The organism is Streptomyces tamarix (genome assembly GCF_032423885.1).
Taxonomy (GTDB): Bacteria; Actinomycetota; Actinomycetes; order Streptomycetales; family Streptomycetaceae; genus Streptomyces; species Streptomyces tamarix.
This window is the reverse complement of sequence record NZ_JAWCTQ010000027.1, coordinates 60,446-75,853: the sequence shown is the minus strand read 5'-3', so window position 1 is coordinate 75,853 and position 15,408 is coordinate 60,446. Positions and strand designations below refer to the sequence as shown.

The window sequence follows — 15,408 nt, the reverse complement described above, 5'->3', positions numbered from 1 at the left end:
CCGCCACGGGGCGGCCGGGGCGGCCCGGGTGAGAGAAGCAGACGCATGACGAACGTGGGTGGAGAAGGCTCGATGGACTGGCTGCTGTCACAACTCCAGCGGCGCGCCGACGCCGAGGCGATGGCCGGGTACGGCGGCAGGACCACGTACGCCGAGCTCGGCGAGCGGACCACCGACTGGCTGGACACGCTGGATCGACGCGGGACGGCCGCGGGCGAGATCGTGGCGGTGGTCGGAAACGCCTCGCCGTCCGTCGTCGCGCTCTTCACGGCGCTCGCCGTCCGAGGCTGCGTCGTGGTTCCGTTCGCTCCCACCGATCCGCCGAAGGAGCAGCGGGCCCGCAGGATCGCGACGGTACACGCGACCACGGTCATCGAGTTCGACGGCCCTGACGAGTGGAGCATCCGGACGGTCGCGGCACCGGAGGGGCCCCGGCCCGACCTGCTGACGAAGCTGGCCGCGTCGGGGGAGGCCGGCCTGGTGCTGTTCTCCTCGGGCTCGACGGGCGAGAGCAAGGCGGCACTGCTCTCGCTGCCGCGGCTGCTCGGCGGATTCAGGGCGTCCTCCCGCCCGCGCAGAACGCTGCAGTTCATGGCGCTCGACCACATCGGCGGAGTCAACACGCTGTTCCGCACGCTCGTCGGCGGCGGCACGGTCGTCACCGAGCCGCGGCGCACCCCGAAGCACGCGTGCGAGGCCATGGAGCACCACCGCGTTCAGGTCCTGCCCACCACGCCGACCTTCCTCAACATGCTGCTGCTCTCCGGTGCGTACCGGGACCACGACCTGTCCTCGCTCGAACTGGTCACCTACGGCACCGAGCCGATGCGCGAGGTCACCCTCGCGCACGCCGCCGAAGTCTTCCCGCAGGTCCAGTTCAAGCAGACCTACGGCTTGACCGAGACCGGCATCCTTCCCACGCGGTCCGTCGCCTCGGACTCGCTGCAGATGGACGTCGGCGGGCACGGGTTCAGCACGGACGTGCGCGACGGAGTGCTCTGGATCAAGTCTCCGAGCAGCATGCTCGGGTATCTCAACGCGGCCAGTCCGTTCGACGAGGACGGGTGGCTCAACACCGGAGACGCGGTCGAGGTGGCCGAGGACGGTTCGCTGCGCGTCCTCGGGCGGCTCTCGGCACTGATGAACGTCGGCGGCGAGAAGGTGTCCCCGGCCGAGGTCGAGAACGTGCTGCTCCGGGCGGACAACATCCGGGACGTCGTCGTGACCGGACGCCCGAACGCCGTCACCGGGGAGATCGTCGCGGCCACGGTCGAGCTGGTCGAGCCGGAGGAGCGGCGGGAGCTGAGCAGGCGGCTGCGCCGGCTCTGCGCGGAGCATCTTCCGCCCCACAAAGTCCCGGCCGTCATCACCGTCTCGGACGGACCGTTGCACGGCCAGCGATTCAAACGAATGGGAAGTGTGCGATGAACGGCCCCGTAGAACAGCGTCCCGTGGCGGTCATCAGCGGCGGCAGCCGTGGCCTGGGGCTGGCACTCGTGACGGACTTCCTGGAGCGCGGCTACCGGGTGGAGACCTTCAGTCGCACCGAGTCCGCCGAACTGGCCGCACTGCGCGCGTCGCACGGCCCCGAGGCACTGTCCTGGTCCGCGGTCGACGGAACGGACGCCGCGGGGGTCGAGGAGTTCGTCCGCGCGGCCGTGCGCCGCCGTCGCCGCGTCGACGTGCTGGTGAACAACGCCGCGGTCGGGCTGGAGGGCCTACTGACGCTGACCCCGCCGGCGGCGATCGACGCCGCGCTGCGGACCAACCTGACGCTGCCGGTTCTGCTCACCCGGGCCTGTCTGAAGCCGATGCTCGCCCGCCGGGACGGCGTGGTGATCAACCTGTCGTCGATCAACGCGCTGCGCGGGCAGACCGGCGTCGCGGTGTACGGCGCGGCGAAGGCCGCGCTCGACGGACTGACCCGCGGCCTGGCGCGGGAGGTCGGCCCGGCCGGCGTCCGCGTGGTCAGCGTCGCCCCCGGCTATTTCGACAGCGAGATGACCGCGGGCATCGGCACGGACCAGCGCCGTCGCATCGTGCGGCGCACACCGCTCGGGCGGCTCGGCTCGGTGGAGGACGTGCTCGGCACCGTCCGGTTCCTCACCTCGCCTGCGGCGAGCTTCATCACCGGCCAGACCATCGCCGTCGACGGCGGCTACACCTGCTGAGCCCCGACCGCAGGGACCGGGACAAACGTGAACGGGAGTGAGATTCGAATGAACAGGCGCGAGACGGTCAAGGCCGTGCTGCTCGAGATCGTGAACGAGGTGGCCGAGCCGGTCGAGCACCTGGACGAGGACCAGTTGCTCGTCGACCAGCTCGGTCTGACGTCACTGCACCTCGCCCGGCTGATCGCCGTACTGGAACTGGAGCTGGACACCGATCCGTTCTCCGACGAGGTGCCCATCACCAGCGTGCGCACGGTCGGTGACCTGCTGGAGGCGTACGACCCGGTCGTCCTGCCCCGGCTCGGTGGCGGCGAGCCGTCATGACCCGACAGGAGCCGGGCGGGGGCCCGATCGCCATCGTCGGCATCGCCGCACGCTTCCCCGGAGCCTCGGACGTGGACGAGTTCTGGGACGCGATCCTCGCCGGACGCGAGGCGATCCGCGACCTCGACGACGAGGAACTGCTGCGCGCCGGTGTGGACCCGGAGTGGCTCAAGGACCCCGACTACGTCAAGGCGACCGCCTCGATCGACGACGTCGACCGCTTCGACGCGGCCTTCTTCGACATCTCGGGCCGCGAGGCCGCGGCCATGGACCCGCAGCACCGCGTCTTCCTGGAGACCTGCTGGCACGCCCTCGAGAACGCGGGCCTCGCCACGTCGGCCGGGGCCGGGGCCCCGGTCGGTGTCTTCGCCGGCAGCGGCGGGGTCCTCACCAGTTACCTCCCCGAGGTGCTGGAGAACGCCGGGCCGCTGGCCGACCCGACGGCCTCGCTCGAACAGCTCGGCTCCGACAAGGACTTCCTCGCCACCCGGGTCTCGTACAAGCTCAATCTGACCGGACCCAGCCTGACGGTGCAGACGGCCTGCTCCACCTCGCTGGTCGCGGTGCACCTCGCCTGCCAGAGCCTGCTGCGCGGCGAATGCGAGGCGGCCCTGGCCGGCGGCGTGAACATCCGGATCCCCACCGCCGGACACTGGCACCGACGGGGCGGCATCCTGTCGCCGGACGGCCGCTGCCGCCCGTTCGACACCGGCGCGCAGGGGACGATCTTCGGCAGCGGCGTGGGCGCCGTCGTCCTCAAGCCGCTCGCCGCCGCACTGCGCGACGGCGACACCGTCTACGCCACGATCCTCGGCACCGCGATCAACAACGACGGCGGCGGCAAGGCGAGCTACGGCGCCGCCAGCCTGCCGGGCCAGTTGGGCGCCATCCGCCAGGCGCTCGCCGTCTCCGGCGTCGATCCCGCCACGATCGGCTACATCGAGGCCCACGGCACCGGCGTGCCGCTCGGCGATCCCACCGAGATCGGGGCGCTGAAGAAGGTCTTCGGCCACGACGGGCCCTGCGCCATCGGCTCGGTGAAGGCGCTGATCGGGCACATGGAGGCCGCGTCGGGCATCGCCGGCCTGATCAAGGCCGCGCTGGCGCTGCACCACGGAGTCATCCCGCCGAGCCCCTACTTCACGGCGCCGAACCCCCGGCTGCGCCTCGACGCATCAGGTCTCTTCGTCCCCCCGGACCGGCTGCCCCTGCCCGGATCCCCGCGCCGCGCGGCGGTCAACTCCCTGGGGATCGGCGGCACCAACGCGTTCGCCGTGCTCGAGCAGGCGCCACAACGCGTACCGGAGGCCGCGCGTCCCGGGCCCGAACTCGTCACGATCACCGCGAAGTCGGCGGACGCGCTGCGCACTCTGGCGAGCACGTGGGCGGACCGCCTCCGCGAGCCCGGCGCCGTCCTGACGGACCTGGCCCACACCAGCCACGTCGGGCGCAGGCCGCTCCGGCACCGGCTCAGCGTGCTCGCCGACACCGGGGAGGCGGCAGCCGAGCGGATCGAGTCGTGGCTGCACAAGGGGACCGGGCAGGTGGACGCGGGCGAAACCGCGCGGGCCAAGCCGCGGGTCGCGTTCCTGTTCCCCGGACAGAGCTCCGAGTACCCCGGAATGGCCGTGCGGCTCTACCGGGAGCACCCGGTGTTCCGCGCGGCACTGGACCGGCACGCGGCGCTCTTCCGTCGTCTCACCGGCGTCGATCCGCTCGACGTGTTCACCGACCCGGCGGCACAGACGCGCGCCGATCTGCTCCAGCCCGCGGTCTTCCTCCTCCAGGTCGCGCTCGCGGAGTTCTGGACGTCGTGCGGGGTGCGGCCGGACGCGGTTCTCGGGCACAGCCTGGGTGAGTACGCGGCCGCCTGCGTGGCCGGGGTGTTCACCGTCGAGGAAGGGCTCGAACTGGTCTGCGAGCGCGGTCGCGCCTTCGCGGCCGTGCCCGGCGGCGGCCGGATGCTCGCAGTGGGCTGCACCGACCTCGCCGAACTGGAGCGCCTGGTCGCGGCCCAGGGCGGCACCGCGTCGGTCGCCGCGTACAACGCGCCGGAGCGGGTGACCGTGTCCGGCTCGGACGCCGAGGTGAGCGCGCTGGAGAGCGCGTTCGAGCGGCGGGGCTGGCAGACGATCGCGCTCGAGACGACACACGCCTTCCACTCGCCCCTGGTCGCCCCGGCCGTCCCGGCCCTGATCGCCGCGGCGGGCCGGATCACCCACCGGCCGCACACCGTCCCGATGATCCTGAACCTCACGGGGAAACCGGCCGCCGCGGACGAGCTCGGCGCACCGTACTGGGGACGCCAGCTCACCTCGTCGGTGAGGTTCGCCGCCGGCGTGGGCGAACTGCTCGGCGCGGGATTCAACACCTTCGTCGAGGTGGGGCCCGGCCGGACGCTCACCACCGCGGGCCGCGCACAGTCCGGTGACGACGCCGTGTGGCTGCCCGGCCTGTCCGCCAGGAACCCCGACCGGGCCACGGTCCTCGCGCACCTGGCCCGGCTGGAGCGGGCCGGGGTACCCGTCGACTGGGCGGCGTACTACGCGCCGTTCCGCACGGGCAAGGCGCCCGCACCCTTGTATCCCTTCGCCCGGACCCGGCACTGGATCGCACCGGCGCCGGCCCGTGCCGACACCGCACCGTCCGCGCAACCGGCCGGTGGCCCGCCCGAACTGAGCCGCCTCGCGCTGCCGCGGTCCGCGCAGCGGCGCTACGAGACCACGGTGGCCGCGGCGGCCCCCCGGGTACTCGCCGACCACGAGATCTCCGGCCGCCTCGTCGTGCCGGGGGCCTACCACACGGCATGCCTGGTGGAGGCGGTGGCCGCCGAGTCCGCGACCGTCGTCGAGGACCTGGTCTTCCCGCGCGCGCTGGACGTCGGAGCGGACGAACGCCGGGTCCAGCTCGTGCTCACCCCGGCCGGGGACGGCAGGTTCGTGGCGCAGTCGCTCAGTCTGGCGCGTGAGGACGCCCCCCTCGCCGACGAGTCCTGGTACGTCCACGCGGAGGGACGCGTACGGCAGGCCGACGACGCCGACACGCGACCGCGTCCGTGGGCGGATCCGTCGGACTACCGGGCCGGCCTGCCGGTCCTCGCCGCCGAGCTCTACCCGCTCTTCGAGTCGACCGGTTTCCGGTTCGGCCCGGCCTTCCAGTGGATCAAGGAGCTGCGCCTGGTCGGCGAGGACAGCACGGGCGACCTCGGCTTCCCGGCCGCCTCGCCGCGCGAGCGGACGATGGCGCTGCTCGACTCCTGCGTCCAACTGGCGATCGCGGCACGGATCGTCCGAAAGGCTCCCGAGGACGGCGTGCTGCTGCCGTTCAGGATCGAGCGGGCCGTGTTCCACCCGACGTCGAGCGCGGTGGAGTCCGGTGTCGCGTTCATTCGGCACCGGGTGGCCGAGGCGTCGCGGGCCGTGGCCGACGTCTCGCTGACCGACCACGAGGGCAATCCGCTGCTGGAGCTCTTCGGCCTGGAACTGAGGGCCGTGTCCTTCCCCTCGTCCTCGCGCGGCGAATCGGCCCGGCCGGAAACCGAAACGCAGATCTACGCCGAGGAATGGGAGCCCGTCACGGCGGCCGGCGACGCGTCGTCCACCGCCGGACAGTGGATCGTGCTCGCCGACGGCCAGGGGCACTGGCGGCAGGCGGTCACGGCGCTGGAGGCGAGCGGAAACCGGTGCGTGATCGTCGAGGTGGGCGAGACCTTCGCACGCCGCGACGACCGCCGCTACGCCCTGGACCCCGCCGACGCGGACAGCCTGGTGCGGCTCTTCCGCGACACCGGGCCCGCGAGCATCCTGCACTGCCTGGGACTGGACGGGCTCGGCCCGGCCGGGCAGGAGACGCGAGCCGCCTGCGGAAGCCTGCCCGCCCTGGTACGGGCCACCGAGCGCGCGGCCTGGACACCGGGCTCCGTGGTGCTGCTCACCCGCGGGGCGGTGGCCGTGCACGACTCCGGCGAGGCCAGTGATCCGTACGGCTCGATGCTGTGGGGGCTGGGCCGCAGCGCGATGCTGGAAGCGCCTCGGCTGAACGTACGGCTGCTCGACATGGACCCGCGGGACCTCTCCCGTGCGCTGCGCACGCTCCCCGAGGTGCTCGCCCCGGCCGTCGCGCCGGCGGAGGCCGCGATCCGGGACGGCCGCGTCCACCAGCCGACGCTGCGCCGCGCATCGACGCCGGCGGCACGTCCGGACCGGTTCGCCGCGGACGGGTGCTACCTGATCACCGGCGGGACCGGGGCACTGGGTCTGCGCACCGCGGCGTGGCTGGCCCGGCGCGGGGTGCGCCACGTCGTGCTCGCCTCGCGCCGCGCCCCCGAGGCGCGGATCGCGGAGCAGGTCCGCGAACTGGAGCAGTCGGGAGCGAGGGTCACGCGGGTCGGCCTGGACGTGACCGACGAGGCCGCGGTCAACCGACTGGTGGAGCGCGCGCAACAGGAGTGGGGCGGCCTCAAGGGTGTCGTCCACGCGGCGGGCTCGCTCGATGACGCGGTGCTGCCGCAACTGAGCTGGGACCGCTTCCAGGCGGTGCTCGACCCGAAGGTGACCGGCGGCTGGCACCTGCACCGCGCCACCCTGGGCATCGACCTCGATCACTTCATCCTCTTCTCCTCCACGGCCGCTCTGCTCGGTGCGCCCGGGCAGGCCCATTACGCGGCGGCCAACGCCTTCCTCGACGGGCTCGCGCACCACCGGCGGGGACGGGGACTGCCGGCCCTCAGCGTCAACTGGGGGCCGTGGGAGGCGGGCATGGTGGCGCGGCTGAGCCGGCGCCTGCAGGACCGCATCCTGGACGGCGGATTCACCCCGCTGGCGCCCGATCCGGCCTTCGCCGCACTCGACCGGCTCCTGGCCGGGCCCGGCGGCCAGTACGGCGTCTTCTCCGTGGACTGGTCCCGCTATCTGGCCCGGTTCCCCGGCGGGAGGGCCGTCGCGGCGGACCGGGAGCCGGGGACGCGGTCCGGAGACGGAGCGGATTCGGTCAGGCGACTGCGCCGGGACCGGCCCGGCGCCACGCCCGAACGCCGCCGCGAACTGGTGCTGGAGTACCTGCGCATCATGCTGGCCACGCGGCTCGGCATGTCCGAGGCCGCGGTCGACGAGGACCTCTCCCTCCAGGAGGCCGGGTTCGATTCGCTGGTGGCGGTCGAGGTCCGTGGCCAGATCTTCCGTGACCTGGACATCGACCTGCCGCTCACGGGCCTCCTCGAAGGCAAGGCCCTGCGGCTGCTCGTCGACGAGTTGGCCGACCGGCTGGCGCGCGAAGCGCCGTCCGCGCCGTCCGTGCCACCGTCCGCGCCGGCCGCCGCCGACGCGGCACCGCCCCGCGCGGCCGACGCGGAGCCCTTCTCCCCCCAGGAGGCGGAACGGCTCCTGGCCTCTCTTGACTCGCTCACTGAGGACCAGATCCAGGCACTGCTGCCCTGGCTGGCCGATCAGGACGCCGCCGGATCGACCGAGGAGTGAATCCCATTACCGACTACGACATCCGGAAGAGGCTCGAGGCGGCCCTCCGGTCGCGTGCCCGGCAGGCGCGCACCGACCACCCGCTCTCGTACGCCCAGCGCTCGCTGCTGATGCTGCACCGGATGAACCCGGGAAGCGCGTCCTACAACGTCGCTTTCACCGCGCGGTTCACCGGCGGGTTCGACTCCGGGACGCTCTCCCGCGCGATCCGGTCGCTCGTCGGGCGGCACGAGGCCCTGCGCACCACGTTCCCCCGCGTGGGCACGGACGGCCAGGACGACACCACGGGCCGACAGACGGTGCACGGGTGGCTCGAACCCGACTTCGCCGAACTGGACGCTCGCCAGTGGAGCCGGCAGCAGGTCGAGGAGGCGGTGCGCGGCGCCTACCGCGAGCCGTTCGACCTCGTCACCGGGCCGCCGATGCGGGTACGGGCGTACCAGGTGGCGCAGGGAGAGGCCGTCGTTCTGGTGGCCGCCCACCACGTGGTGTGCGACTTCTGGTCGCTCGGCGTCATCGTGGCGGAGCTCGAGGAGCTCTACCGCGCGGAGGCCGAACGGCGCCCGCCGCGGCTGCCCGGACGCAACGTCCCGTACAGCGGGTTCGTCGCGTACCAGGACGAGTTGATCGCGGGCGAGCGAGGCGGACGGGCGCGCTCCTACTGGCACGCCCAGCTGTCCGGTCCGCTGGAGACGGCCGAGTGGCCGCGGTTCGATCTCGATCCGGCGGACGCCGACGGGGGCGGGGCGATCGTCTTCCCCTTCCCCGCCGATCTCGCCCACGGTGTGTTCGCGCTGGCCACGCAGGAGGGGGTCACGCCCTACACGGTGATGCTGACGGCCTTCCAGGCCCTCGTCAGTCGCTACACCGGACATCGGGACGTCCTGGTGGGGACACCGGTCGCCGGCCGGACCGACCCGACGATGGCCGAGTGCGTCGGAAACTTCGTCAATCCGGTCGTGCTGCGCGCCGACCTGAGCGGCGCGGTGTCCTTCCGGGAGCAGCTCGGCCGCACCCGCCGCACGGTCGCGGAGGCACTGGAGCACCAGGACTATCCGTTCGAGCTGCTCGTCAGCGAGCTGGCACCACCCCGGGTGGACGACCGCAACCCGGTCTTCCAGACGATGTTCAGCTATCAGAAGCCCAGCAGGTACCCGGCGCTCGCGGGTCTGTACGTGGCCGACGAGGGTGCGGCCCCGGTCGCCTGGGCCGGGCTGACCGCGGAGCCGTTCCGGCTGGCCCAGCAGGATGACCAGCTCGAACTCGTGCTGGAGGTCGTGCACGACGGCGACCGGCTCGTCGGGGTGCTCAAGTACCGCACGTCCGTCTTCTCCGCCGCGGCGGCCCGCCGCGCGACCGAGCACTACCTGACGCTCCTCCGGGCCGCGATCGCGGACCCCGACCGCAGCACGGCGGACCTGCCGATGCTGACCGGGGCCGACCACGGCATCAACCGGCACTCCGCTCCGGTGCCCGTCGCGCCGGCCGACAGCCTGGCGGTCCGTTTCCGGGAAGCCGCTGAGCGGCATGCCGCTCGTACGGCGGTGCGCTTCGACGGAACCCGGCTCACCTATGCCGAACTCGACGAACTCGCGGGGCGCTGGGCGGCCAAGCTGCGTGCCGAGGGGGTGGGGCCCGGCAGCCGCGTCGCCCTGCTGCTCGAACCCTCACTCGATACGGTCGTCGCCATCGTCGCGGTCCAGCGGGCACGAGCGGCCTACGTGGTCCTCGACCCGTCGTCCCCCCCGGCCCGGTGCCAGGCCGTGCTCGAGGACAGCGAAGCGCGCGTGGTGCTCACCCAGCCGTCGCTGGTCGGCATGCTGGACGGCACGGCGGCACGGACCCTGGTCATGCCGGACACCGAGTTGCCCGTGGACGGCGGCACCGGCGACCTGCCGGGCGCCGCGGACGTCGCGTACACCGTCTACACCTCCGGCTCCACGGGGACGCCCAAGGGGATCGACGTCGAGCACGGCAACGTGCTGAGCCTGCTGGAGTCCATGCGCACGTGCGTCGCCATGGACGAGACCGGGGTCGGGGCGCTCTTCCACTCGACCGGATTCGACCTGTCGGTCTGGGAGCTGTGGGGCACCCTGCTGGCCGGGGCGTGCCTGGTCGTCGTGCCGTCGGCCACGTCCCGATCGCCCGATCTCCTCCACGCGCTGCTCGCGGCGGAACGGGTCACACACCTGGTCCAGACGCCCTCCGCCCTGCACGGCCTGTCGGCCGTGGTGCGGCGGAGCGGGGCACAGGACCTGGCCCTGCGGCACCTCCTCTCGTGCGGTGAGCCCCTGCCCGCGCCCCTCGCCCGGGCCACCCTGGAGTGGTGCGGGACGCTGTGGAACATGTACGGCCCGGCCGAGACCACGGTCTGGGTCACCGCGCAGCGGGTCCGGCCCGAGGACTGCGCCGGCACCGGAGTGCCGGTCGGACTGCCCCTCGCCAACACGCGGGTCCACGTACTCGACGAGCACGGGAACCCCGTGCCGCCGGAGTTCACCGGCGAGCTGCACATCGGTGGGCAGTGCGTCGCCCGCGGCTACGTCAACCGGCCGCAACTGACCGAGGAACGCTTCCTGGACGACCCGTTCGAACCCCGGGGCAGGCTGTACCGCACCGGCGATCTGGCACGGGTCAACTCCCGAGGACTGCTGGAGGTCCTCGGGCGCACGGACAACCAGGTCAAGATCAGCGGGTTCCGGGTCGAGCTGGAAGAGGTGGAAGCGCGGCTGGACGAGGTGCCCGGGGTCAGGAGGTCGACGGCGCTGGTCCTCGGCGCGGGCGCGGGCGACAGCCGCCTCGTCGCCTGCGTGATGGTGGAGCCGGGGCACCAGGTGACGGAGAGCAGCCTCAAAGCGGAGTTGCGCTCCACGCTGCCGCCCTACATGGTGCCGACCTCGGTGGGGTTCTTCGACTCGTTCCCGCTCAACGCCAGCCAGAAGGTCGACCGTGCTCGACTGGCCGGGCAGTTCGCGAGCGCGATGGCGCGCACCGAGCCCGGCGGCGCAGTGGCGCTGAGCGCGCACGAGCGGCGGGTGGCCGGCGTCTGGCAGCAGGTGCTGCACCGCGAAGGCATCGGACGCGACGACAACTTCTTCGACCTCGGCGGCAATTCCATGCTGCTGATGCAAGTCCACCAACTGCTCGCCGACGAGGCCGCGGACGGTTCGCTGAAGGTGTCGGAGCTGTTCCGCCACCCGACCGTGGCCAGCCTGGCCGCACGCCTCGGCCGGGCCCCCTCGGCGCCTGCCGCGGGAAGCGGCCCCGGCCGGACGCCCAGCCGGCGGACACGGCTGACGGACGACACCGTCCGCGGCACGCGCCTGCGCGCACGAGAACGACACCGCCGGAACGCGGAAGGAGACAAGGGTGCCTGACGCCGTTACGTCCACCCCGGTGCCCCGGGCCAATGACGTGGCCGTGATCGGGATGTGCGGCCGGTTCCCCGGCGCCCCCGACCTGGCCGACTTCTGGAGCCGGATCCGCGCCGGAGACGACCTGCTGACCTCGTTCACCGACGCCGAGCTCGCCGCCGCCGGGGTGCCGGAGCGGCTGCTCGGCGATCCCCGCTACGTCAAGCGGGCCGCTGCCCTGCCCGACGCGTTCAGTTTCGATCACGAGTTCTTCGGCGTCACCCGACGCGAGGCCAAACTGCTCGATCCCCAGCAGCGGATCCTGCTGGAGGTCGCCTGGGAGCTGCTGGAGACCATCGGCCACTCCGGAGGGGCGGGCGACCAGTCCGTCGGAGTCTTCGCCGGTGCGTCGGTCAACACGTACCTGACCAACGTCGTGGCGCGTGCCTGCGATCCCCTGACGCACGAGGGCACCGAGCTCATGCTCACCAACGACAAGGACTACCTGACCACCAGGATCTCGTACAAGCTGGGCCTCAAGGGCCCGAGCGTCAATGTGCAGACCGCCTGCTCGACGTCGTTGGTCGCGGTGCACATGGCCGTGCAGAGCCTGCTCACCGGTGACTGCGACATCGCCCTGGCCGGCGGCGTCTCGGTGATCGCCAACCAGTACCCGGGCTACGTCTTCAGCGAAGGGATGATGTTCTCCCCGGACGGCCGGTGCCGCCCGTTCGACGCCGCCGCCGAGGGCACGACCTTCGGTGACGGGGTGGGCCTGGTCGCCCTGAAGCGCCTGGCCGAGGCGATCGACGACGGAGACCGGATCCTCGCCGTGGTGAAGGGCTCGGCGATCAACAACGACGGCTCCGACAAGGTCGGTTACTCGGCGCCGAGCATCGACGGACAGCGGGCGGTGATCACCGAGGCGCAGGCGGTCGCCGAAGTGGACAGCGACACCATCTCGTACGTCGAGGCCCACGGAACCGCGACGGCCCTGGGCGACCCCATCGAATTCGCCGCGCTGAGCGAGGCGTTCGCCGAAACCGGCAGCGGCCGGGTCGGCCACTGCGCGCTCGGCTCGGTCAAGGCGAACGTCGGGCACCTCGCCGCTGCGGCAGGGATCACGGGCTTCATCAAGACGGTGCTGGCGCTGCAGCACCGGGAGATCCCGGGCCATCCGAACTTCACGAAACCGAACCCGGCCATCGACCTGGCCGACAGCCCGTTCTACATCAACACCCTGGCGACGGCCTGGCCGGCGGGAGAGACTCCCCGGCGGGCCGGCGTCAGCTCGTTCGGCATCGGCGGCACCAACGCCCATGTCGTCCTCGAAGAGGCGCCTTTGCCGCCCTCCCGGCCGACGCCGGCCGGGGGAACACGGTTGCTCGCGCTCAGCGCCAGGACGGACGGGGCGCTGCGGGAGCTGGCCGGACGGCTGGCCGACGCGCTGGAACAGGCAGACGCACCCGACCTCGCCGACGTGGCCCACACGTTGCGGACCGGCCGGCGCGGCTACGAGCACCGGTACGCCGTCGTCGCGCACGACCGTGCCACCGCCGCGACCGGATTGCGCGCGCTCGCCGACGGCAGCGCCGCGGTCCGGCCGGCGGTGCGGAGCGCCCCGGCCGTCTCCTTCCTGTTCGGCGAGGTCACGGCCGCCGACTTCCGGGCACTGGCCGGGGAGCTGGCCGCCGTCGCCGAAGAAGCGCAGCGGTCCATCGACAGCGCCGCCGTCTGCGCCGAGCACCCGCTGGCGGGCCGGTTGACCGCGAGCCAGGTCCTCGCGACGCTGTGGACGGAGTCCGGCGTACGGCCCGAGGCGGTCGGGGGAGCGGGCACCGGCGAGGTCCTCGCGGCCTGCTTCGGCGGGGTCCTCACCCCTGCCGACACGCTGGCGCTGCTGTCCTGGCGGGCCGGACTGCTCGACTCTCCGCCCACGATCACGCCGCGGGCCGCGCGGATTCCCCTCCTGTCGGCCGTCGTCGGCGGCGAGTTGCCGCAGTCGCGGATGCTCGACCCGTTGCACTGGACCCGGGACGTGTGGGAGGGGCAGCGGCTGGCCGAGGCGTGCGCGGGCCGGACGGGGGACGGTGCGACGGTGCTGGCCATCGGAGACCTGCCCGACGGACTGCCCGGCGAGCCCGGGCCCGGCACCGAGCCGGTGCCGTCGCCCGTGGCCCGGCTGTTCTCCGAGGCGGCACGCCTGTGGACCGCGGGCGTGCCGGTGGACTGGTCGGCCTGGTCCGGCGGGGAACCCCGCCGCGTCCCGCTGCCGGTGCAACCGCTGAACCGCAGCCGTCTGCGCCTTGAGCCGCCCCCTGCTCCGGGCCGGGAACCGGTCCGCGCCCGGACCCCGGCCGAATGGCTCTACACCCCGTCCTGGCGGCGGCTCGGTCCCGTGGGCGGTGCGCACGCGGCGAGTGCTCCGCCCGTCGGCCCGTGGCTGCTGTTCGCGGACTCCGGCGGGACCGGGGACGCGCTGGCCGGTGTGCTGCGGGACCGGAACGCCACTCCGGTACTCGTGCGCCACGGCGGCGCGTTCGCCCGGACCGCGGCCGACTCCTTCACCGTGGACCCCGCGGACCCCGGCGACTACGAGAAGCTGTTCGCCGCGCTCGCTGCGGACGGGCTGACCCCGGAGCGGGTCGTGCACCTGTGGTCCCTCGACATCGCGCCGGGGGGCAACGCGACCGACGACCTGGACCGTGCCTGCGACCTCGGGCTGTTCTCCGTGCTCGACATCGCCGGGCGGCTCGTCCGCGACGGGGGCGGCGCGGGCGCGCACCTGGCGGTGGTGGCCCGCGACGTGCACGTCGTCACGGGTGGTGAGGCCGTCGCGCCGGCCGCGGCGATGACCGATGCCGTGCTGCACGCCCTGCCGCGGGAATGCGCGGGGCTCCGCTGCCGCGGCATCGACATCGGCACCGCCGTCGTGGCGCCGGAAGCGCTCCTCGCGGAGGTCACCGCCCCGACCGCGGCTCCGGTCGCGTTCCGGCACGGGCAACGCTGGGCGCAGCATGCCGTCCCGGTCGCGGCCGACTCCGGCCTGCCGGAGCGGCCCGGCCGGCTGCGGCCCGGCGGCGTGTACCTCATCACCGGCGGTCTCGGGCGGCTGGGCCTTGCCCTCGCCGGTCACCTGGCCCGCGTCGCCGGAGCCACGCTGGTGCTCACCGGCCGGACCCCCCTCCCGCCCCCGGACGCGTTCGACCGGTGGATCACCGAGCACGGGGCCGCCGATCCGGTCAGCCGGAAGATCGAGGCCGTCCGCGCCGTCGAACGGCTCGGTGGCACCGTCATGGCGGCATCCGTCGACGTCACCGACGCGAGGGCGATGCGGGAGCTGGTCAGCGCCGCACGGCACCGGTTCGGCCGGATCGACGGCTGGTTCCACTGCGCCGGCGCACCGCACCAGCGGGCGGACCACCGCACCGACCGGGCCGCCTGGCGGGCGGCCCTCGCCCCGGCGGTCCGCGGAGCGCTCGTGCTGGCCGAGGTCTTCGCCGACGCTCCCGCCGACTGCGGCGGCGTCATGATGTCCTCCCTGGCCTCGGTGCTCGCCGACAGCGGCTCCGCGGGGCACGCGGCCGCCTGCCGCTTCCTCGACGCGCAGGCATCGGCTGTGGACGGCCTGGTCAGCATCGGCTGGGAGGACCGGGCCCGCCCCGGCCCCGGACCGGTCGAACGCGGTGCCGACGTCCTCGAACTCGTCCTGCGCGCAGACCTGCCGTCCCGGCTCGCGGTCTGCACCACCGACCTGGAGCGTCGCATCCAGCGGCAGTGGACCCGCCCGGAGCCGGCGCGGCCCGCCGGCTCCGCTCCCGGACGGCCGTTGCGCGGCGACGCGTTGAAGAGCGCACTGGCGAAACTCTGGTCCCGGGCGCTGCGGACCGAGGTGGACCGCTACGACCGGAGCATCTTCGACCTGGGCGGCGACGAGCTGCTGGCGGTCAGGCTCGCCCGGCGCATCGCGGAGGAACTCGACGTACCGCTGACGACGAGGGAACTCCTTGCGCACCCGACGATCGACCGGCTGGCGGCGCGGCTGGACCCGGAACGGACGGCGGGGTGACGGGCCCGTGCCCGGCG

6 protein-coding genes are annotated in these 15,408 nt (G+C 73.4%); all 6 read left to right on the top strand.

All coding sequences use genetic code 11. From position 1 onward, the window contains the following. Positions 1-45 precede the first annotated feature (45 nt). The 6 genes from RND61_RS20885 to RND61_RS20860 are packed head-to-tail and all read left to right on the top strand — an operon-like array spanning position 46 to position 15,391. Positions 46-1,428, top strand: a complete 1,383-nt coding sequence (locus RND61_RS20885) for a class I adenylate-forming enzyme family protein (protein ID WP_315879548.1) — start codon at positions 46-48, stop codon at positions 1,426-1,428. Next, positions 1,425-2,171, top strand: a complete 747-nt coding sequence (locus RND61_RS20880; RefSeq protein WP_315879547.1) for an SDR family NAD(P)-dependent oxidoreductase — start codon at positions 1,425-1,427, stop codon at positions 2,169-2,171. Before RND61_RS20885 ends, RND61_RS20880 begins: the two co-directional genes overlap by 4 nt. A 48-nt stretch (positions 2,172-2,219) precedes the next feature. Next, positions 2,220-2,495, top strand: coding sequence for an acyl carrier protein (locus RND61_RS20875; RefSeq protein WP_315879546.1), 276 nt, complete (start codon positions 2,220-2,222; stop codon positions 2,493-2,495). After that, on the top strand, positions 2,492-7,969 hold the full coding sequence (locus RND61_RS20870; protein WP_315879545.1) for a type I polyketide synthase: 5,478 nt from the start codon (positions 2,492-2,494) through the stop codon (positions 7,967-7,969). The genes RND61_RS20875 and RND61_RS20870 overlap by 4 nt, the downstream gene beginning before the upstream one ends. Continuing rightward, positions 7,966-11,346, top strand: coding sequence for a non-ribosomal peptide synthetase (locus RND61_RS20865; protein WP_315879544.1), 3,381 nt, complete (start codon positions 7,966-7,968; stop codon positions 11,344-11,346). The genes RND61_RS20870 and RND61_RS20865 overlap by 4 nt, the downstream gene beginning before the upstream one ends. Then, complete coding sequence (locus RND61_RS20860; RefSeq protein ID WP_315879543.1) at positions 11,339-15,391, top strand: SDR family oxidoreductase; 4,053 nt, start codon at positions 11,339-11,341, stop codon at positions 15,389-15,391. Before RND61_RS20865 ends, RND61_RS20860 begins: the two co-directional genes overlap by 8 nt. Positions 15,392-15,408 lie beyond the last annotated feature (17 nt).